The following is a 20,992-nucleotide window of genomic DNA, read 5'->3' as shown; positions in this document are numbered from 1 at the left end:
CTAATCGAATGGCAAAATAAATTTTGTAATGGCAGTTTTATATTGACAAAATTAATCTTGTGCATTTATTATAATCTTTGTGCATAAATAGTTTGTATGCGAACTATTTACAATGCAAACTGTTAACATTATTAGAAAGAGGGGACGACAGTGGAATGAATCTGCTCAATAATGAGCTGCTGGATTCCTTTATACAAATACAAAAAGCACTCTATTCGTTAATGAAGGAAGATGCTGACCGGGCTGGCTTGACCGTTGTACAGCTCAAAGCGCTGTACAAGATCCGTCTTACACCTGAATTAGGTTTGAGAGAGCTTGCAGGCGGCTTAAAGCTGACCAACAGCACGATGAGCGGAGTGGTAGACCGCCTTGTCGCTCATGAACTATTAGAAAGACATACTTCTTCTGCCGATCGAAGGGCCATCACACTTAAGCTCACGAAAAAAGGGGAAGAAAAGCTTCAGGAAGCAACTGGAAATAATTCTCTTTTTACCAAAAAAATTATGGAATTGACGGATATGCCGCAAGAAGATAAGGACCATTTACTCAGGATTCATCATCAAGTACTGGACGTATTGACAACCAAGGAGGAAAATCAGGAATGAACATGAAACGTTTAGCTGTACTAAACGTAATAATTTTATTGATTTTAGTTGGGGGCGGAATTGCAGCTTATTATTACTACAATCAATCCGTTTCTTATATCAAAACAGATAATGCCCAAATCGCAGGAGAACAGGTCACGATTGCAGCACCAGCTAATGGAAAACTAACCGATTGGAAAGGCTCCCTCGGAAAGGAATTTAATAAAGGCGAAGAAATCGGTACAATCTCTGCTGCACCTTCAGCCGGAGCTGGAGCAACCCCTGCAGCTGCAGGAATGTCAAAGGTCAAAATCACTCTTCCAAAGGATGGAACAGTCGTACAGCAATCCGCAGTTGAAGATTCTTTTGTTGCAGCCGGAACACCGCTGGCGCATGTTTATGATTTAAGAAGCCTTTGGGTAACAGCAAATGTGAAAGAAACGGACATTAATGATGTTAAGGTTGGCCAGGAGGTAGATGTGTACGTGGATTCTTATCCGGACAATACACTTTCTGGAGAAGTGAAAAAAATCGGCCTGGCTACTGCCAATACATTTTCTTTATTGCCAAACTCAAACAACACAGCGAACTATACAAAAGTAACTCAAGTTATCCCAGTTAAAATCTCATTAGACAGCTATCAAGGACTGGATATTGTACCTGGAATGAATGTAACCGTACGGATTCACAAGTAGGTGATATGATGTCAATCTATTTAACAGGCTACGCCATCCTATGCGTTATACTTTTGCTGACCGTTAACTATATGGCCATCCGCTCAAAACGCAAAAAACTGGGCGAAGAGACCGAACTGATCTCGGAAAGGGCTACGGGCCATCCGGATGAGTCCAACGTCCTCATTGATGAAACACTTGAGGATACAGCCGTTTCCGAGCCTGCACTTGAGTATGTAACATCTGCTGCAGAAAAGCATACAGAAGAGCGCTCGCTTCAGCGGACGGAAAGCGGTAAAAAAGATGAGCCGATTCACGTTGGCAAGATACTTACGGTTCTTATGCTCGGTGCCTTCATCGCCATCTTGAACCAAACCTTGCTGAATGTAGCCATTCCCCACATCATGAACGACTTGAACGTCTCTGCCAACACGGTGCAATGGATTACAACAGGCTATATGCTCGTTAATGGTGTATGTATACCGATTACCGCTTATCTTATTGAAAAGTTTGGGACACGGACGCTATTTATTACCGCTATGTTCCTTTTTACAGCCGGAGCGGTCATCTGCTCGCTTTCCGCCACCTTTGGCATGCTGATGGCGGGAAGGGTTGTTCAGGCTGCAGGAGCTGGAATCATCATGCCGTTGATGATGACCGTATTCCTTACTGTTTTCCCGATTGAAAAACGCGGCCAGGCGATGGGAACCATGGGGATTGCCATGCTGTTTGCACCAGCCATCGGCCCTACGCTCTCCGGGTATATCGTTGAAAATTATTCCTGGAGACTTTTATTTGATATCATTATTCCTTTTGGTGTGATCGACCTTATTATTGCTTTTGCATGGATGAAGGACGTTATCAAGAAATCAAGCCCTAAGTTCGATTTCCCGGGGTTCCTTTTCTCCACGCTCGGTTTCGGATTCTTGCTCTATGGATTCAGTGAAGCAGGAAATAAAGGCTGGACCAGCACCGTCGTCCTTTCGAGCATCTTCATCGGTATCGTTTCACTTGTCGCTTTTACGTATAGAGAGCTGACGACTGACAAACCGATGCTCGACCTGAGAGTTTTTAAATATGATGTATTTGCCTTAACGACCGTCATCAGCATGATCATCAACATGGCCATGTTCGCCGCCATGATCCTGCTTCCCATTTACCTGCAGAACATCAGAGGATTCACGCCTTTTGAATCCGGGCTCTTACTTCTTCCTGGAGCGATCATCATGGGCATCATGTCTCCGATTTCCGGCGCGCTCTTTGACCGTATTGGAGCAAGGCCGCTGGCGATTGTCGGACTAACCATAACCGTTATCACCACTTGGGGTTTCAGCCATCTATCGACCGATACCACGTATGGACATATTCTTTTCCTTTATGTATCCCGTATGTTCGGTATGTCCTTCTTGATGATGACCGTCATGACAGCAGGAATGAACCAGCTGCCGCGGTACTTAAACAGCCACGGAACAGCCACTTCCAATACGATGCGCCAGGTTGCGGGGTCACTCGGTACAGCTTTTCTCGTTACCGTGTTCTCCAACCGCCAGGAGTATCACATGGCGGACTATTCCAATGTAGTGACGAGCGCAAATCCATACATCGCTGATAAGCTTTCAGCGCTCGGGCAAGGACTTGCTCAGATGGCAGGATTACCTGGAGGAGCAGGAAGTTCACTTGGGGTTCAAGTGATCTATGGAACAGCAGCAAAACAAGCAGCCATTGACGGAATCAATGATTCGTTTATGGTCGCAACCGGAATCGCTGTTATCGCCCTCATCCTTTCCTTCTTCATCAAACGGGTCATCCCGCCAACAAAATAAATGACTGAAGGCAAGCTCACCCATTGAGCTTGCTTTTTTTATGAAAACGAATGAAAACCCTTACATGTCAAGAGTTTCGCTTGCCTGCTTCTTTTAAAAATCACCCAGATTCTTGCATTTTCCGCAAGATTTATTCTTCCATAATTCTCCCTCTGCCATTCCCTCATACCCTGTCACATCCTTTGATCCGATTAAAGCATGCATCCTCCGTTTTTCTCTCTTTCTGGGCCGTATCCGCACTATCTCGGCATGAGCGGTTGTATCGATTTTGAAGCTTCGTTATACTCGTAACCGTTGCTTATTGAACGGGAAAAAACGAGGAAATGAGGAGTGAAAGAGTTGAATTTATCTACTACTAAAAATAAACGAATTGTGGTAAAAATCGGTTCAAGTTCACTGACAAGCAGGCATGGAGAAATCAGCCGCAGAAAATTGGAACGGCTGGTCGACGAGATTGTCATGCTTAAAGATGAAGGACATGAAGTACTGCTTGTTTCTTCTGGCGCTGTGGCAGCCGGCTACAGAAAGCTCGGCTGCCTTGCGAGACCAACTTCTCTTCCAGAAAAACAAGCTGCAGCATCGATCGGCCAAGGGCTGTTAATGGAAGCTTATTCTGAACGATTCCTATCCCATGGCTATACAGCTTCACAAATCTTGATTACAAGAAGTGATTTTTCTGACCGAAAACGATACAACAACGCGCGCAATACGATAAATGTATTATTGGATCGCGGTATCGTTCCTATAATTAATGAAAATGACACGATTACCGTTGAACGTCTGAAGTTCGGTGATAACGACACCCTTTCAGCAAAAGTATCAGGGCTTGTAAATGCCGACCAGCTGCTGATCTTATCAGACATCGACGGGTTATATACAGATGATCCAAGAAGCAATCCAGACGCAAAACTTTTAGAAGAAGTATATGAGATCACACCAGAAATTGAAGCTTCAGCCGGTGAGTCCGGAAGTGAGGTCGGAACCGGCGGCATGCGTTCCAAGATAGATGCTGTCAAGATTGCGATGGCATCGGGCATTCCTTCATTTTTAGGAGATGCAGCAGTACCCCACATTATCTATAATGCGGTTCAGGAAACAGCTAAAGGAACGTACTTTACACCAAAAGACGACTCAGAAAACCTGGATGTCAGAAGACAGTGGATTGCTTTTCATTCCGGTCCTGAAGGAGAAATTATTGTATCGAATGAAGCAAAAGACGAGATTGCAGAACACAAAAGCCTGTATCCCGACGGCATTGAATATGTAGAAGGCTATTTTAAAAAAGGTGCCGTTGTGCGAATTAAAGATTTGGACGGCTTACAAATCGGCCTAGGTGTGAGCAATTATTCTTCAAGACAGCTGATCAAGATTAAAGGGCATTCCAATGACGAGATCGCGGACATTATCGATGTTGATCCGCAAGAAGCCATTCATAATGCTGATCTTGTGTGCCACACCCAGTTAGCTGTACCACTATTATCTTAAGGAGGCGTTGGATGAGTATTTTAGAATCTGAAGTGAAAAATAAAACCAATGTAAAAGAACAGGCGAAGGCAGCGCAAAAGGCCGCAAAAGAACTTGCAATACTGAGTGAAAAGGATAAGAACGAGGCGCTCTTCATATTAGCTGATGAGCTTGAAGAGCAGGCTTCCTTTATATTAAATGAAAATGAAAAAGACTTGCAGAACGGCAGGGAGAAGGACTTCAGCCAAGCCTTTATGGACAGACTCTCTCTTACAAAGGAAAGAATTGCAGATTTTGCCGAAGGACTCAGACAAGTAGCTGGCCAGGATGACCCTGTCGGTGAGACTGTCAGTGAATGGACCCTCGACAACGGAATGAGGGTTGAACAAAGACGTGTACCGCTCGGAGTGATTGGCATGATTTATGAAGCACGGCCAAACGTCACTGTGGATGCTACCGGCTTAGCTTTAAAGTCAGGCAATGCAATCGTCTTAAAAGGCGGTTCAAGCGCCATTCATTCCAATAAGGCCATTATCCAGGTCATTCAGCAGGGGCTGGCTAAAACCAGTATTCCTGCTGATGCCGCTCAATTGATTGCAACAACAGATAGAAAAGCCTCAAGTGAGCTGTTTACGATGAAAGAACATATTGACGTACTGATTCCACGCGGAGGCGGTTCTTTGATCAATACGGTTGTGAACGAAGCGACGGTTCCTGTTCTTGAAACAGGCGTTGGAAACTGCCATATTTATGTTGATAAAGAGGCTGATTTGGAGAAAGCCCTCAATATACTCATTAATGCGAAAACCGACCGTCCTGCGGTGTGCAACGCAGCAGAGACCTTGATCGTTCATAAAGACTGGCTCAATGAGTATCAATCTGTGCTGGAGAACGTGCTGAAGGAACATGGAATTTCCGTTCATGGCGACGAGGTTGTTGTTTCTGCCTTCGCCGATGCTGTTCCAGCTTCCGAAAAGGATTGGGCAGAAGAATTCCTTGGTCTTTCTATCGCGATCAAAACCGTAGAGAGCACGGAAGAAGCGATTGAACACATCGACCGCTACGGTACAAAGCATTCTGAAGCCATCGTCACAGAAGACGCTGCCACAGCAGAAATCTTTATGAGCCGCATCGATGCAGCTGCCGTGTACCATAACGCGTCTACACGCTTCACTGACGGGTCTGCGCTGGGCTTCGGGGCTGAAATCGGCATCTCTACCCAAAAGCTTCATGCACGCGGCCCTATGGGCTTACCAGCGCTCACGACGACAAAGTACTGCATGACCGGTGACGGACAGATCAGATAATCGGTAGTGCTATAAAAGGGGCTGTCCAGAAAGTCGAAAATTGACCTTCAGGCAGCCCTTTTTTGGCTTGAAAAATCTTCAATGAAAAGTTAATTGAAGTGGAAGATGCGAGACTCCTCGAAAATGAACTTCACATTTTCTTCGTGCAATATAACGCTGCCGAAGCTTTCCTTCCTGCGGGACTAGCGTGACAGGTGAGACTCCCGCCGGTGCTTGCACCAAAAAGCAGGCGTTCACGCCGGTAAGGCTCACCGCACGCCCCGCGAAAGTAGGAGCTCGCGCCGGTAAAAGAGAGCAGCCTGGAACGGAAATCAACAGCTTACAGACTTCTTGGACAGCCCCTTTTTTATAAGGAAAAGCGTCTCTTTTGCCGTTTTTGACCAAATGAGAGAATAATTGAACGAAAGAAGGAGATAATTGAACCAAAAGGACCAGTTATTGATTCTAACTCAAAATAATTGATTCTAACTAATTATTCAGACTTTTTCTCAACCATAAAAACCCAAAACATTTATGCCACACGTCATTCAAAGCTTACAGGCTAACTGTACAACTGGAATTTTTTATAGAAAATAGTCCTATTTTCTAAATTTTCTGTAGTATATTTTTGAAAACGTGGTATACTAAATGTAACAAAATGTTCACAAAACAGACCTAACTTCGTCACAATTGCAAACGCTGTCATCTACTTAAGGAGTTGATTGTAATGGATGTGTATGTTGTATATCTATTCGTGGCCACGGCTACTCCGCTATTCCTATGGCACGATCATAGAAAGCTTGCTTTATGGCAGATTCCGTTTATCGCGATCATGTGGCTCTATGTCGCGCTTTTCTTGGCAGGAGATTTGAATCCGCTGGCTCATCTGCTGTTCAATATCGTGTTTGTAGCCAACGTGGTATTTGCTCATGTTGCAGCTTTCAAAATCTATGCGATTCCGTTTATCCGTCGTGAAAGAGAACGACGTAAAATTTACCGTGAATCTAAATAAGTAACCATAAAAAAGCTCCTTGCAGGAATTCTGCAAGGAGCTTTCTTTGTGCTGACGTCCGGCAGATCTTAATGATCCATGTCCATTCCGTCCATATCGTCATCCATCTTATGCTTTCCATCCATCTCCATCTTGCCATGGTCCATCTTGTGATGATCCATATGTGCATGTCCTGCAGACATAACCCATACAGTACCTGCAACGATAACGATCGCGATGAATGCAGCAAACAAGATGTTTCCTGTCTGGGTTTTGCTGGTAAGCGAGCTGCTCTTTTCGGAGCTCTCTGTCATATGCATGAACATGAGAAGCTGAAGAGCCGCTTGCAAGAACGCAAAGATAAAGATGATAATAAGAATGGTTTGTTTAGAAAAGCCTGTTTTAAATGTTACCCATAGAGCTAATGCAGTAAGAACGATGGACAGGATATAACCAACCACGTGTTTCCAAGGTATGCCGCCATGTTCGTTTGATACAGCTTGATTTTGTGGATTAGCCATTGTGCAACACCATCCCTGTCAAATACACGGCAGTGAAGATAAAGATCCACACAACATCAAGAAAGTGCCAATATAAACTTGAGATAAAGACTTTCGCTGACGTCTGAGGCGTCAATCCTCGTCTTGCCACCTGTATCAAGATTAAGGTAATCCATGCAATACCCATTGTTACGTGAAGTCCGTGTGTTCCTACGATAACGAAGAATGCAGACCAGAACGCGCTTGTTCCTAATGCAGCACCTTCATGTACGTAAGTGACGAACTCGTAGATTTCATAGCCCAGGAATCCAGCCCCAAGTGCGAGCGTGATGATCATCCAGACAAATAGTCCTTTTCTGTTGCGTTTACGCATTTCATGAATCGCAATACCGCATGTAAAACTACTGGTCAACAGCAGGAATGTTTCAATCAATACACCTTTGAGTTCAAAGAGCTCATGTGGTGTAGGTCCATCTGCAGTTCTGTACATCAGAGTGAGATAGGTTGCAAACAACGTAGAGAACAACGCAATTTCCGCCCCAAGGAATATCCAGAAACCGAGAATATTCAAGCGCCCGGTTTCTGATTGATATTCTAAAGGCGTGTTATGATCGTGTACTTCTGCATGTGCCATTGTTCACGCCTCCTTTAAACGGTAATCCGTTCAGTTTCTTTTATTTCTTCAACACTTACATAGTAACCTTCATTTTTATCAAATGAGCGGATGATTAGGGTAATGAATACGCCGATCAATCCGACAATCCCCATCCAGTACCATTCGAACACTAATCCGAAACCTGCAACGAAGAAGCAGGACGCCATAGCAAATGGTACTCCTGAGTTATCAGGCATATGAATCGGTTTAATATCAGCGAGTTTTGGTGTTACATCATGGTTTTCATGTCGCATAGTCTCAACCGGATCCAAACCTTTTACAGTTGGAGTAACCGCAAAGTTATAGTGCGGCGGTACAGCTGACGTTGTTGCCCACTCAAGTGTACGTCCAAGACCCCAAGAGTCACCAGTGTTTTCACGCTCTGAGTAACGGAAGCTGTAGTAGATGTTATAAACAAGGGCCAGGAATCCGATACCCATCACGAACGCTCCTACAGTAGAGACCATATTAAGATCTCCCCAGCCTGATGCTGCGCTGTACGTGTAAACACGGCGAGGCATTCCATCAAGGCCCAGGAAATACTGCGGGAAGAAACATACGTTAAATCCGATCATGAACAACCAGAATACCCATTTACCAATACGTTCATTCAGCTTGTAGCCGAACATTTTCGGATACCAGAATACAAGTCCTGCGAAACACCCAAAGACTGTTCCGGCGATCAATACATAGTGGAAGTGAGATACAAGGAAGTACGTGTTATGGTACTGGTAGTCAGCTGCAGCCATCGCAAGCATGACACCCGTTACTCCACCGACAACAAAGTTTACGATAAATCCTAGTGCCCAAAGCATTGGTGTCGTAAATGAGATCCTACCTTTGTACATCGTAAACAACCAGTTAAAGATCTTAATACCGGTCGGAATACCAATCAGCATGGTACTGATCGAGAATGCAGTGTTAACTGCTGCTCCTGAGCCCATTGTGAAGAAGTGATGGACCCAAACCAGGAAGCTGTATGCTGCGATAAGGACCATCGCCCATACCATCGCTTTGTAACCGAAAAGCACCTTGCGGGCAAATGTACTGATAATCTCTGAGAACAAACCGAACGCAGGAAGGATAACGATGTATACTTCCGGGTGGCCCCAAAGCCAGAACAAGTTCGCCCATAGCATATCCATCCCCGCTCCTTGAAGCGTGAAGAAATGAGCTCCGAATAAACGGTCAAATGTCATAAGTGCAAGCGCTACTGTAAGAATAGGGAACGCGAACACGATGATGACCATAGTAATAAGTGCAGACCAAGTGAACATTGGCATTCTGAACAATGTCATGCCTGGCGCTCGCATTTTTAAAATCGTTACCAGGAAGTTAATACCCGTTAACAGGGTACCAATCCCGGAGATCTGAAGACCGAGCAAGTAGTAGTTCTGCCCTGGTCCAGGACTTAACTCATTACCGGCAAGCGGCATGTAGCTTGTCCAACCAGCAGATGGTGATCCACCGATAACGAACGAGATGTTAAAGAGCATTGCTCCGATAAAGAACGTCCAGAAACTTACGGCATTCAAATAAGGGAATGCAACGTCACGTGCTCCAATTTGAAGCGGGATAACTACGTTGATCAAACCAATCAAGAACGGCATCGCCATGAAGATGATCATGATCGTACCGTGTGTTGTAAAGATTTCGTTATAGTGCTGGGCATCAAGGAATTTCGCATCCGGTACAGCAAGCTGTGTACGCATTAGCAATGCATCGACACCACCGCGGAATAGCATAAGAACCGCAGAAGCGATGTACATGATTCCTAACTTTTTATGGTCAACGGTAGTGAGCCATTCTTTCCAAAGCCACTGCCATTTTTTAAAATATGTCAGATAAAATAGAAGTCCGATTACTGTTAAACCGATGGAAACGTCCGCACCGTAAATCAGCGGGTCACCGGTAACAAAAAATTCATCCCATTTCATAATTTAGTGCCTCCTCTATTAATGAGAATGAGATTCCCCATGAGAGTCTTGTTCCGGCTTGTTCGCATCTTTCGCTTTTGAACCGTGCGGGTTTTGCGGAACTACTCCTAAGCGTTCACGGGTCTTCACTGCATAGTCTCTATCTTTAGCGTGATCTACCCATTTTAAATGTGTAGATGAGAATGTCATCTTCTTGGCTTCGCCTTGAAGCATTAACTGATCATACTGCTTTTTAGACAACTCAGGCGCCTTGCTCTTCGTATCTTTTGCCCATTTGTCAAAATCAGTCTGTGAAACAGAATTCACATCAAAAATCTGGTGGGTGAATCCTTCACCATTATAGTTTGCATTTCGACCTGCAAATTTGCCTTTATGATCCGCCTGCAGATAAAGCGTTGTTTCCATACCTGGCATCGCGTACTTTTGACCCCCAAGTGCAGGAACCCAGAATGACGACATGGAATCTGCTGAAGTCAGCTTGAATTCCACCGTCCGGTCTTCCGGGATATTAATGTAGTTGACGGTTTCAATGCCTTGCTCCGGATAAGAGAAAATCCATTTCCAGTCAACTGCCGTCGCCGTAATGACGATCGGTTCTTGGTGCGCAGAAGCCTGCGGCGGTTTCTCAAGATCATAAATGGTCTTAATCGTCGGAATAGACAAAGCGATTGTAATAAGAATCGGGATAACCGTCCAGAGTATTTCTAATTTCTTGCTTCCCTCTTGTTCAGGTTCCCAGTTGGACATATCTTTTCTGTTTTCACGGTATTTAACAACAATCACCGTGAGCAGGATATACACTACAAGTAGAATAAGTGCCATGAATCCTATAGAATAAAGAATAAGATCCTTCTGCTGAGCCGCAACAGGTCCTTTCGGATCTAGAACTATATAATTGCTGCACCCGCCTAAGAAAAATACGGACAGCATAAGTCCTAACGCAAAAAACGGTCTTAACCGCTTAAACACTAGGCCCACCTTCCTTCCTGTAAACATATATGTGAGATTTCTCACTGTAAACTTACTAAGTTTGTGCTTTCGTTCACATAATAACAAATTTCCCCCAAAAATAGACCATCTTTTATGAACTGTCATAAGTTCTTCATGTAAATTTCACTAGTTTATCACATATTTATCAAAGAATGTTCATATTTTTGGAATTTACTTCTTGCTCTTCCATTTCACGATTTATCCCTGTACGAAATGAAAAAGCCGCCTGTTCGGCGACTTTTTTACCGTTCTAAATTCTTTATTTCCTTTAAAAGGACAGCTTAAACCAAGTTTAAAGATTAAATTAAAATCATGACAAATGTTTCACATGGAACGTTTATTCTTCATGGTTCGACGTTGTTTTTATCGATTCCGGATGATAGACCATCTTTCCTCCATAATGGCCTGTAATCGAAAGCGTTACTGCTCCTGCAAGAGAGAGAATAAGCACGATCGGCATTAGTGGCGGAATCAGGCGGAAGCGATGTAGCAATTTAAGCAGTATAACTGCCCCAAATATGAAAAGGGTGATGAGCGCATACGTCTCATGCGGTTGAACGCCACTCTCGATGCTGTGCCCGACCTGTTTTCTTAGGAAGTGTTCAGCTCCGTCACCGGAAATGTAGGCTACAATTCCCATAACAAAACCTGAAGAAAACAAGTACAGCGCCATTTGATCAAAAAATGGTTTCTTCCATATCGCAATAATCTGCGCCAAAACTCCAATGATCAGCAGCGCAATCGGAAAATGTACAAGCACAGGATGAAGCGGTGTAGATAACATACTGGTCAGCTCCTTTTAGTATTCGTATAACTAATGATAAAAGCAGAAACTGAATTTTAGCTGAAAAAACGGAAGTTCCTCAAAAGTTTTACGATAAAATAGGCAGCTTCACTGTAAATGCCGTACCTTTTCCCAGCTCGCTTTCAGCCCCAATCGTCCCATGATGAAGGTCTGTAATCACCTTTGCAATGGTCAATCCAAGACCCGCACCCCCAGTCTGCCGGGAACGCCCTTTCTCCACCCGGTAAAAACGGTCAAAAAGATAAGGAATTTCTTCTGTTGGAATTCCTGCTCCTTTATCTTCAACCGTAAAGCTCAGGATTCTTCCTTCTTCCTTCTCTACCGTCATGTATATAGAAGACCCTGGATCTGAATATTTGGAGGCATTATCAAGGAGGATATGAAGCAGTTCTTTTATTCTTACCCGGTCAGCCTCTACCAGGATTTTGTCATCAGGCATATTTAAGACAAACAGCCTTTTACCCTCATGCAGCCGCTGATACTGATGGATGACCTTTTCAGCCAGCTCTGCAAACGAAAAGGACGCCTTGTTCATCTTAGTTTGCCCTGCATCCTCTTTGGCCAGTGTAAGTAGATTGGCGACAAGCCCGTTCATATGGCGGATCTCATCCTTCAATTCATTCAACGTTTCCTGAGAAAAAGGTGAAAGTTTATCTTTTTCTTCCTGTTCCAAAACCTCAAGAGAGGCAGAAAATATACTGATAGGCGTTCGAAGTTCATGGGAAGCGTCAGCAATAAACTTTTTTTTCCCTTCAATATTCTGAATGATCGGCTTCATCGCTTTTCTTGCCAGCCGATCTCCCATAATAACGGAAATAATTAATGCGGCCAGCCCGATTAAGGCAAGGGAAAAGAACCAATGCTCAATTTTTTCATGAATGCTGCTAATATTCTTTCCTACAAAAAGCATGGTATTTTTGTCGATGCGAGCACTGGCATAAATGATGTGCATCTCGTCCCTCGAATGCATGCTTAAGCTCTCTAACTGCCCTTCTGAGCGGCAGCACTTCTGACCTCGGACAAATGCGCGAAAAGCTTGGGCTTCCTTCCCTTTTGGCTGTACGGCTGCTCTATGAGGAAACTTTTGCACGGTTTCAGTAAAATACAGCGATCGCGAGGTCTCTTTTCTTTCAAGAGTATCGTCCTGATCTTTGTATTTCGCCAGTTCATAGTGCAGGATGTCCTGAATGTCTTCATTTGCTGTCTCAAACAGCATGCTTTTTACCAATAAATAAAGAACGGCCAAGACGATAAGGAGAGTTACAAAAAACCAGCTGCTGTAGTTCCATGTGAGTTTCTTTCTAAGATGATTCAGCATTATTCTTTCTCCATTCGATACCCGATGCCTCGGACGGTCTGAATGTATTTTTTCTCTCCAGATGGATCCAGCTTTTTCCTCAGCAGTTTAATGAAGGCTTCAAGCGTGTTCATCGTCACATCGCTGTCTGCTCCCCACACATGCTGAAGGATGCTTTCCCTTGTCAGCACCTGATTCTTATGGCGGGCAAACAGGACGAGCAGCTGAAATTCTTTTGGCGTCAGCTGAATTTCTTCATCGCCCCGTTTAAGCATATGGTGCTGTACATCAAGCTGCAGGTCACCGATCATCACCCAGTTATCTTCATATAAAAAGCTTCTTCTTCGCCCTAAAGCCGTAATCCGAGCAAAAAGCTCTTTGAATTCAAACGGCTTGGAAAGGTAATCATCGACCCCCGCATCAAATCCTTGAACAAGGTCATCCACTTGATCCCTTGCCGTCAGCATCAAAATAGCCCCCTGATAGCCTTCTTTCCGGAGCTCCCTGCTGACAGAGACACCTTCTTTTTTTGGCAGCATCCAATCCAGGATTATGATATCAAACGGTTCTTCAAGCGCTCGATCAAATGCCGTGTCACCATCTTCACACAGAACCAGCCTGTACCCTTCGTTTTCCAGCATCCTCATGATTAACCGTGCGAGACGGCGATCGTCTTCAACCAGTAAAATTTTCATGCGATCCTTCTCCTGTACGGTTGTCAGCGCCTCCGTGGCTTTCTGCTGCTTTTCTGATACTGCTGTCTTGCACCCGCACGGCGGCTCTGCATCTTGTCATTCGTTTCAGAGCGGCTTCCTTCCTTCTTTTTTTCCGGTTTTTCCAGCCGCTGTTTTTGTATCTTCTGCTTAATTCCTTTTTCGATCAACTCTAAATAATTGCGGTCTTTTGCCGCAACCATCGTCACGGCAAGCCCCTTGCTGCCGGCTCGTCCTGTTCGTCCTATACGGTGGATATAACTTTCTGTATCTTGAGGAATATCGTAATTGATGACATGGGTCACACCTTCAACATCCAGGCCCCTTGCCGCAACATCTGTAGCGATCAGGTAGCGGATTTCTCCCTGCCGGAAGGCATGCATCACCGCTTCCCGTTTAGCCTGGGTAAGATCGCCATGCAGTTCGTCTGCCTGGTATCCCGCTTCCTTCAAAGCTTCATTCAGCTTGCTTACCCGCCGCTTCGTCCGGCAAAAAATAATAGCAAGGTACGGACGGTGCAGCTCCAGAAGCAGCTTCAAGTCATCCTGCTTTGAGCGGTCTGTCGTCTCAATAACACGTTGTCTGATTTCATTTAAGGTGATTTGTGTCTTCTTCACCGTAATCTCTGCTGGATCTTTCATATACGTTCCTGCAAGGTTTACAATTTCAGAAGGCATCGTTGCGGAAAAAAGCATCATCTGCCGGTTCTCTTCTGGTGTCTGATCAATAATTTCTTCAACATCCTGCAAAAATCCGATATGAAGCATCTGATCCGCCTCATCTAAAACCAGCATGGAGACGTGTGACAGATCAATGGTTCCTCTTCTTACATGGTCCAGCAAACGCCCTGGTGTGGCGATGACAACCTGCACCTTACCGCCGAGTTTATGCATTTGCTGAATAACATCTTGTCCCCCATAAACGGACAGGACATCAATTCCCATTGAACTGCTCAGCTTTTTTACTTCTTCCGCCACCTGGATAGCAAGTTCTCTTGTCGGCGTCACGATCAGTGCTTGGATAGCTTCATTCTCCTGGTCAATCCGCTGCAGCATCGGTACGGCAAAAGCCATCGTTTTCCCGGTTCCTGTCTGGGATTTTGCAATCACATCTTTTCCTTCTAACAGCAGCGGGATTGTCTGCTCCTGGATCATTGTCGGCTGGGCAATCCCATAGTCAGCTAGCGTTTTCCGGAGCAGAGGATTCACCTGTAAAGCTTCAAAACCACCCATAAGCAAGTCTCCTTCCTTTTCTTAAATTACTTGGTTAGAGCAATATTATTCACACTCAACCCAACAACAGCATTGATTTACATGTACCTTTTAAAAAAGAGAGCCGTATTCAGGCTCCCTTTTTTCTTCCTATTAATTTGCAACTTTGTTGTTCGATTTATCGTTCAGCTTCAACAGCATATCTGCTGTCATTTTATCCAAGTCATAGTCAGCTTTAAAGCCCCATTCCGCTGCAGCAGCAGAAGAATCGATGGCATTCGGCCAGCTGTTTGCAATCGCCTGTCGAACAGGGTCCACATCATAATCCATCGTAAAGGACGGCATCTGCTTTTTGATGGCAGCAGCGATTTGTTCCGGCTCGAAGCTCATTGCAGAAACGTTAAATGAGTTGCGGTGAAGCAGTTTTGCCGGATCAGCCTCCATCAGGTTGATAATCGCATTTAACGCATCCGGCATATACATCATATCCATGTATGTTCCCGCATCAATAAATGAAGTATAGCTGCCTTTTCGAACGGCTTCATAATAGATCTCAACCGCATAGTCCGTCGTACCGCCTCCTGGAGGGGCGACATAGGAGATCAATCCAGGGAAACGCAGTCCGCGGGTATCCAGGCCAAATTTGTGAAAGTAATAATCACAAAGAAGCTCGCCAGACACTTTGTTTACTCCATACATCGTTGTCGGACGCTGGATCGTGTCCTGCGGAGTCTGATCTTTCGGTGTTGAAGGGCCAAATGCACCAATGGAACTCGGTGTGAAGAATTGGCAGTTCAGCTCTCTCGCCACCTCAAGGGCATTCACCAGACCTCCCATGTTCAAGTTCCAAGCAAGCAGTGGCTTCGCTTCTGCCGTTGCCGAAAGAAGAGCAGCAAGGTGGACCACCGTATCCGCATTGTATTTTTTAGCGATGCCGGCCATCGCCTGTGCATCGGTTACATCAAGAATCTCGAACGGTCCGGATTGAACGACCGGGCTGTCTGTCTTACGGATATCTGTCGCAATAACATTATCCGCGCCATATATATCACGGGCTTTCATGACCAGCTCTGAACCGATCTGCCCGAGTGCTCCAGTAATGAATATCTTCTTCATGTTACATCCTCCGAATCTATACCGGTTCCTGTATTAAGAGATGATTCCCATTTCCTTGCCGACTTTTTCGTAGATGGCAAGTGCCTGATCCAGCATTTCCTTCGTATGGGCAGCTGTTGGCATGTTTCTTACACGGCCAGTGCCTCTTGGTACGGTTGGGAAGACGATGGATTTTGAATAAACGCCTTCTTCATTCAGCTTTTTGCTGAACTCCTGAGTTTTTACTTCATCCCCTACAATAACAGGTGTGATTGGTGTTTCACTGTTTCCGATATCATAGCCCAGCTTCTCAAGGCCTTGTTTCAAATACTTGCTGTTGTCCCACAGTTTTTCTTGCAGCTCTGTGCTTGATGTTAAAATTTCAATGGCTTTTGTACAAGCCGCTACATCTCCTGGAGTCAGTGAAGTAGAGAACAAGAATGGACGGCTTCTTACTTTCAGCCAGTCGATCAAGTCCTTTTTACCGGCTACATAACCGCCGACAACACCGATTGCTTTAGAAAGCGTACCGATTTGGAAATCCACTTTATCGGATAATCCGAAATGCTTCACGGTTCCTGCGCCGTTGCCGAGTACGCCAGATCCATGTGCATCGTCTACATAAGTGATAAGATCGAACTCTTCAGCAATTTCAACGATCTCTGGAAGCTTGGCAACGTCTCCGTCCATGGAGAACACACCGTCCGTGATGACCATGATCTTGTTGTAAAGTCCAGATTCCTTTGCTTCCTTCGCTTTTGTACGAAGGTCTTCCATGTCAGAGTGGTTGACACGGATAATTTTTGCTCTGGAAAGTCTGCAGCCGTCAATGATGGACGCATGGTTCAGTTCATCTGATAGAATCGCGTCATTTTTATCCATGACTGCTGAGATGGCAGCCATATTGCAGTTAAAACCGGATTGGTAAGCAATCGCTGCTTCTGTATGTTTGAACTCTGCTAATTTTTCTTCAAGTTTTACATGCAGTTCAAGCGTTCCATTAATGGTACGCACAGCCCCCGCACCAACACCATATTCGTCAATTGCCTGTTTGGCAGCTTGCTTAAGACGCTCATCTGTTGCTAAACCAAGATAATTGTTTGAAGAAAGGTTGATCAGTTCTTTACCATTCACTTTGATCTTCGGACCGTTCGCGCTTTGCAGCGGATCAATCACGTTATAAAGCCCTTTTTCTTTTAAATCACCTAAATTTTCTTCCAGGAAGCGATCCAATACATTACTTGACATACATACTCTCCTTTCAAATTTTAAAAATGTTATGTGAGTCTGAACAAATGTACACGTGAGAAAAACACAATATTCAGATATAATTCAATGTTATTAAGTATCTATCACTAAAAATATTTTATCACATTTTAAGTTTGTTTACATCATATGGACAAAATTCATACTTCTCTGTCTAGTATTTCTTTCCCGTTTCGGAAGTATTTCATTCTAAAATAAAGGCTGTTTCTTTGTAGCTCTTGGGAGTGGTTGATTTACGTTTCGGGATGCTCGCTTTAACCGGCGTAAACGCCTACTTTCGCGGGGCGTGCGCTGAGCCTTACCGGCGCATGCGCCTGCGGGTCTCACCTGTCCCGCTGCTCCCGCAGGACAAGGAAGGCTTCGGCAGCGGTACATCGCACGAAGAAAATGCGAATTTCATTTTCGAGGAGTCTCGCACCTTGCACTCCAATCAACTTGTCAATGAAGCTCGTTTACAAAAAGGTCCCCAATGCAACAATCTTTAAAAAAAGAGCCAAAATAAAAAAAACCGCCCAACATGGAGCGGCCAGCGGATACGAAATAATAAAACTCATTGAACCAGTGAATGCTTAAACGCATAGATGACGGCTTGGGTCCTGTCCTGTACATCGAGCTTGTTTAAAATGTTGCTCACATGTACTTTAACGGTCTTTTGTGCGATGAATAACTGGTCTGCAATTTCCTGATTGGATTTTCCTTCTGTCATTAAAAGGAGTACCTCAAGCTCACGGCTCGTGAGCTCTTCATGTGGCTGTTGATGATTTTTTTGGCGCATACGGTTCATCATCTTGCCTGTAACTTCGGGTTCCAAGACAGACTGGCCGTGATAAGTAGCTCTTACCGCTTCGGCGATTTCACTCGCTTTTGAGGTCTTAAGCATATAGCTTACCGCTCCTGCTTCTATCGCCGGGTAAACTTTTTCATCATCCAAGAAGCTGGTCACAATGATAATCTTCGCTTCCGGCCATTGCTCAATGATTTTTTTGGTCGCTTCAATCCCGTCCATCTCATTCATGACCAAGTCCATTAAAATGACATCAGGGCGCAGCTCCAGTGCCAGTTCAACGGCTTTCTTCCCATTCTCGGCCTCACCAACCACCGTAAGATCTGACTGGGCAGAAAGATAGGATGAAACACCGATTCTTACCATTTCATGATCGTCCGCAAACAATACTTTAATCATTTTTATCATCCTCCACCGAAATCACTGGTACTTTTACTTCCAGCCGCGTCCCTTTGTCGGGCAGACTTACCACCTTCATCGTGCCGCCGATTTCCAGCGCTCGTTCCTGCATGTTTTGAAGCCCGTAGGATCCGGCTTTATCCTCGTCCATAGCAAAGCCGACACCATTATCAGCTACGCGAAGAATGATTAATTCTTCCCGTTCGATCAGCAGAATTTCAAGAGAGGTAGCTTTGGCATGCCTCAGTGTGTTTGAGACGGATTCCTGCAGAATCCTGAACAGGTGGTCCTCAACACCCTTGTCGAGCGGCATTTCTTCTATTTTTGCATGAATCTCAATCGGCACTTTTTGAACGAGCTCCGCTAACAGTTCTTTAATTCCTTCCTGCAAGGACTTTCCTTTTAGAGCTGCAGGACGGAGGTGAAGCAGCAGCGCCCTCATCTCAAGCTGCGACTGGTGAATCATTTGTTCCACCAGTTTCAGCTGCCTGTTTTCAGGAGCTTCTTCAGCTTCCCTTGACTCATTGATGGCTGACATCAGCATGGAGGCGGCAAAAAGCTGCTGGCTCACTGAATCATGCAGCTCACGTGCTAAACGATGCCGTTCTCTCGAGATCATCTCTTGAATGATTTTCTCTTGATCTTCTGCTTTTTCGTTCGCCAGCTTTTGTGAGGCCCTGGCCTGATCCGTAACCTGGCGCTGTACATTTTTCATTCTTTTCCACAGGGCATCCATCTCTGTTCCCTGTGCTTGTAAAGGAGGATAGATGGACCTGCCGTTCTCCATCTCACGCAGGCCTTCTTCCACTTGTTTGAGCTGTCTGCGGACAGCAAACCCATGCAGCAAACCAAAAAACACACCAAGAACCAAACTGGCAGCCGGCACAACCAGTATAAATGGCAGGCCGAACAGCTGCCGTTCCCATAGTGTAGCCAGGTCTGGGAAAGGGTGCACCATGAACACAGCAATGAAAAGCAGAATAGCGGTCAATAGAGATACGGCGATGGATAGGAGGACACTTCGCAGCACAATACTCATGTCCGCTTCACCTCTAGATCCCCGACCACCATGGATGTAACGATCTTAATTCTTTGCTGGGCCTCCTGGTAGTTCTCTGTTTGAAAATGAAAAAGCTGATTGAATATTTTTGATTCATGAAGCTGAAAAATTGTTGTGTTTCCAGCCAGCACAGAATGATGAACACTAACCGCCGCTTCATACGGCACAAGAATTTTAATGTTTCCGGCAAGATTCCGTATGGCAATGACTGATTCGCCATCCGGCAAAACGGTGTTGCTCAAATCGATGACACTGTCCCCGATCCCGCACTGGATGTTAATGTCACTCCATTCATACACATGGTCAGGGGTCTGCTGCCGGCCGTACAGTATATTTTTAAACAGCGGCTGTTTCGTAAAAAGTGACTCGGACAGCCGGGAATCCTCTTCGTTTTGGACGACCGGCTCAATGACTGACGGTTTTTTTTTAGATTGATAGAACTGGATGACCAGATAAACAAGGACCGCAATCATGACAAACTTAAAGGCCATCATGTTCAGCAGGGTGATGATCAATCCAAACCATCCGCCCCAATACAGCACTTTCCCGATTGTCCGAGGCATTTTTTTTCTTCCGATATAGATGCAGCCAGCCATGAGGGCAAAAATAAAAATCAATTCCCCTCCGCGAAATGAAAGTTCAAGAATAAGAAGCAGTACACCAATCAAAAGAAGCCAGCTGATCAAATCTGTTTTTTTTTCGTTAAACATGGTGCACCCCCTCTATCTCTCTCGTTTTTCCTCTTTATTGTTAATGGTACACGTCCTAAAAGGCGCAGTACCCTACGCCTTTTAGAATACCATTTTTAAATTATGAAATCGTAGTTTTTTCTTCTTTTTTCCATTGTTTTTCAAGCTGTGCAAACCGCTCATCGATCGTATTGAAGTGATAATCCGTATTCACCTGATGCTCCAGCCGCTCCAGATAGCGTTCCATTTCGTCGAATCTCAGGCCTGGCTTCGAACCTGCTCCGGCATCCAGAACTTTATTCATTCCTCGATGGGCTCGGGCGATGTTTTCGCGACCCATCAGCTCCATTCGCTTCACATACATATCTTTCAGCTTATGCTTCATCTGTTCAAACTTTTGCTCCAGCGCTTCCAGTTCGCGCTTCGCCTCTAATTTAGCATCATTCAGGCGGGCTGCACGCTCATCATACCGCTGCTGTTCGTTGGCTGCGAACTCATGCAGATCGCTTTCTCCAGCCTGAAGTGCTAAATCCGCCTGCTTCTTTCGTTTTTCAGCATGTGACTTTGCTTCTCTGTACTCTTTTGTAAATTCTTCAGTAAGTATAAATTGACGTTCGACCAGTTTTCGCACACGGTCCGTTTCTTGTTCACATTGACGCAAATATTGGTTCAGCAGTGAGAGCGGATTCTTCTGCTCCTTCTGATCGAGCATCTCGTGAAAATCAGCTGCTATGGAATTTTTGATTCTTGTAAAAAGTGTACTCATGTT

22 protein-coding genes are annotated in these 20,992 nt (G+C 44.9%); 7 read left to right on the top strand and 15 right to left on the bottom strand.

Annotated features, from left to right (window positions below):
• Positions 1 to 155: 155 nt before the first annotated feature.
• The 5 genes from OKX00_RS00880 to OKX00_RS00860 all read left to right on the top strand — a co-directional run bounded on the left by OKX00_RS00880 (position 156) and on the right by OKX00_RS00860 (position 5,852).
• Positions 156 to 605 (top strand): MarR family winged helix-turn-helix transcriptional regulator, encoded by a 450-nt coding sequence (locus OKX00_RS00880; protein ID WP_265409049.1) that lies wholly within the window; start codon positions 156 to 158, stop codon positions 603 to 605.
• The gene (locus OKX00_RS00875) at positions 602 to 1,279 is read left to right on the top strand and encodes an HlyD family secretion protein (RefSeq protein WP_265409048.1); all 678 of its coding nucleotides are present in this window, start codon (positions 602 to 604) and stop codon (positions 1,277 to 1,279) included. Before OKX00_RS00880 ends, OKX00_RS00875 begins: the two co-directional genes overlap by 4 nt.
• An 8-nt stretch (positions 1,280 to 1,287) precedes the next feature.
• Positions 1,288 to 3,081, top strand: a complete 1,794-nt coding sequence (locus OKX00_RS00870) for a DHA2 family efflux MFS transporter permease subunit (protein WP_265409047.1) — start codon at positions 1,288 to 1,290, stop codon at positions 3,079 to 3,081.
• A gap of 339 nt (positions 3,082 to 3,420) precedes the next feature.
• Complete coding sequence (gene proB, locus OKX00_RS00865; RefSeq protein WP_053356373.1) at positions 3,421 to 4,566, top strand: glutamate 5-kinase; 1,146 nt, start codon at positions 3,421 to 3,423, stop codon at positions 4,564 to 4,566.
• A gap of 11 nt (positions 4,567 to 4,577) precedes the next feature.
• Positions 4,578 to 5,852 (top strand): glutamate-5-semialdehyde dehydrogenase, encoded by a 1,275-nt coding sequence (locus OKX00_RS00860; protein ID WP_265409046.1) that lies wholly within the window; start codon positions 4,578 to 4,580, stop codon positions 5,850 to 5,852.
• 78 nt (positions 5,853 to 5,930) lie between these two features.
• Here OKX00_RS00860 and OKX00_RS00855 read toward each other — a convergent pair whose 3' ends face one another.
• Positions 5,931 to 6,167 (bottom strand): hypothetical protein, encoded by a 237-nt coding sequence (locus OKX00_RS00855; RefSeq protein WP_265409045.1) that lies wholly within the window; start codon positions 6,165 to 6,167, stop codon positions 5,931 to 5,933.
• Between the two features lie 391 nt (positions 6,168 to 6,558).
• Between OKX00_RS00855 and OKX00_RS00850 the strand changes: the two genes are divergently transcribed.
• A complete protein-coding gene (locus OKX00_RS00850) occupies positions 6,559 to 6,843 on the top strand; it encodes a spore morphogenesis/germination protein YwcE (protein ID WP_053356371.1) in 285 nt (94 codons plus the stop codon).
• A 68-nt stretch (positions 6,844 to 6,911) separates the two neighbouring features.
• Here OKX00_RS00850 and qoxD read toward each other — a convergent pair whose 3' ends face one another.
• From qoxD to OKX00_RS00800, 10 genes are all read right to left on the bottom strand, one after another.
• On the bottom strand, positions 6,912 to 7,343 hold the full coding sequence (gene qoxD / locus OKX00_RS00845; RefSeq protein ID WP_265409044.1) for a cytochrome aa3 quinol oxidase subunit IV: 432 nt from the start codon (positions 7,341 to 7,343) through the stop codon (positions 6,912 to 6,914).
• Complete coding sequence (gene qoxC / locus OKX00_RS00840; RefSeq protein ID WP_265409043.1) at positions 7,336 to 7,956, bottom strand: cytochrome aa3 quinol oxidase subunit III; 621 nt, start codon at positions 7,954 to 7,956, stop codon at positions 7,336 to 7,338. Before qoxC ends, qoxD begins: the two co-directional genes overlap by 8 nt.
• Positions 7,957 to 7,970: 14 nt before the next feature.
• A complete protein-coding gene (gene qoxB / locus OKX00_RS00835) occupies positions 7,971 to 9,914 on the bottom strand; it encodes a cytochrome aa3 quinol oxidase subunit I (RefSeq protein ID WP_265409042.1) in 1,944 nt (647 codons plus the stop codon).
• Positions 9,915 to 9,932: 18 nt separating this feature from the next.
• Positions 9,933 to 10,883, bottom strand: a complete 951-nt coding sequence (qoxA, locus tag OKX00_RS00830; RefSeq protein WP_062238149.1) for a cytochrome aa3 quinol oxidase subunit II — start codon at positions 10,881 to 10,883, stop codon at positions 9,933 to 9,935.
• A gap of 358 nt (positions 10,884 to 11,241) precedes the next feature.
• A complete protein-coding gene (locus OKX00_RS00825; protein WP_062238147.1) occupies positions 11,242 to 11,688 on the bottom strand; it encodes a DUF2231 domain-containing protein in 447 nt (148 codons plus the stop codon).
• Positions 11,689 to 11,776: 88 nt separating this feature from the next.
• Complete coding sequence (locus OKX00_RS00820; protein ID WP_265409041.1) at positions 11,777 to 13,027, bottom strand: sensor histidine kinase; 1,251 nt, start codon at positions 13,025 to 13,027, stop codon at positions 11,777 to 11,779.
• Complete coding sequence (locus OKX00_RS00815; RefSeq protein ID WP_062238143.1) at positions 13,027 to 13,701, bottom strand: response regulator transcription factor; 675 nt, start codon at positions 13,699 to 13,701, stop codon at positions 13,027 to 13,029. The genes OKX00_RS00820 and OKX00_RS00815 overlap by 1 nt, the downstream gene beginning before the upstream one ends.
• 23 nt (positions 13,702 to 13,724) lie before the next feature.
• Positions 13,725 to 14,951, bottom strand: a complete 1,227-nt coding sequence (locus OKX00_RS00810; protein ID WP_265409040.1) for a DEAD/DEAH box helicase — start codon at positions 14,949 to 14,951, stop codon at positions 13,725 to 13,727.
• Positions 14,952 to 15,083: 132 nt separating this feature from the next.
• A complete protein-coding gene (locus OKX00_RS00805) occupies positions 15,084 to 16,046 on the bottom strand; it encodes an L-threonine 3-dehydrogenase (RefSeq protein ID WP_265409039.1) in 963 nt (320 codons plus the stop codon).
• Positions 16,047 to 16,079: 33 nt separating this feature from the next.
• Positions 16,080 to 17,273: a glycine C-acetyltransferase gene (locus OKX00_RS00800; RefSeq protein WP_265409038.1), complete on the bottom strand. Its 1,194-nt coding sequence runs from the start codon at positions 17,271 to 17,273 to the stop codon at positions 16,080 to 16,082.
• Between the two features lie 242 nt (positions 17,274 to 17,515).
• On the opposite strand from OKX00_RS00800, the gene OKX00_RS00795 reads away from it, so the two are divergent.
• A complete protein-coding gene (locus tag OKX00_RS00795) occupies positions 17,516 to 17,776 on the top strand; it encodes a hypothetical protein (protein ID WP_265409037.1) in 261 nt (86 codons plus the stop codon).
• Between the two features lie 65 nt (positions 17,777 to 17,841).
• On the opposite strand, the gene OKX00_RS00790 is transcribed toward OKX00_RS00795, so the two are convergent.
• From OKX00_RS00790 to OKX00_RS00775, 4 genes are all read right to left on the bottom strand, one after another.
• Positions 17,842 to 18,474, bottom strand: coding sequence for a response regulator transcription factor (locus OKX00_RS00790; RefSeq protein WP_053356361.1), 633 nt, complete (start codon positions 18,472 to 18,474; stop codon positions 17,842 to 17,844).
• Positions 18,467 to 19,513, bottom strand: coding sequence for a sensor histidine kinase (locus tag OKX00_RS00785; protein WP_265409036.1), 1,047 nt, complete (start codon positions 19,511 to 19,513; stop codon positions 18,467 to 18,469). Before OKX00_RS00785 ends, OKX00_RS00790 begins: the two co-directional genes overlap by 8 nt.
• On the bottom strand, positions 19,510 to 20,244 hold the full coding sequence (gene liaF / locus OKX00_RS00780) for a cell wall-active antibiotics response protein LiaF (protein WP_265409035.1): 735 nt from the start codon (positions 20,242 to 20,244) through the stop codon (positions 19,510 to 19,512). Before liaF ends, OKX00_RS00785 begins: the two co-directional genes overlap by 4 nt.
• A gap of 100 nt (positions 20,245 to 20,344) precedes the next feature.
• Entirely contained in the window at positions 20,345 to 20,989 is a 645-nt protein-coding gene (locus tag OKX00_RS00775; protein WP_265409034.1) for a PspA/IM30 family protein, read from the bottom strand.
• Positions 20,990 to 20,992 lie beyond the last annotated feature (3 nt).

The sequence above is a fragment of the Fictibacillus sp. KU28468 genome, from assembly GCF_026153615.1.
Classification (GTDB): domain Bacteria; phylum Bacillota; class Bacilli; order Bacillales; family Fictibacillaceae; genus Fictibacillus_C; species Fictibacillus_C marinisediminis.
This window is presented reverse-complemented; position numbering and strand designations above follow the sequence as displayed.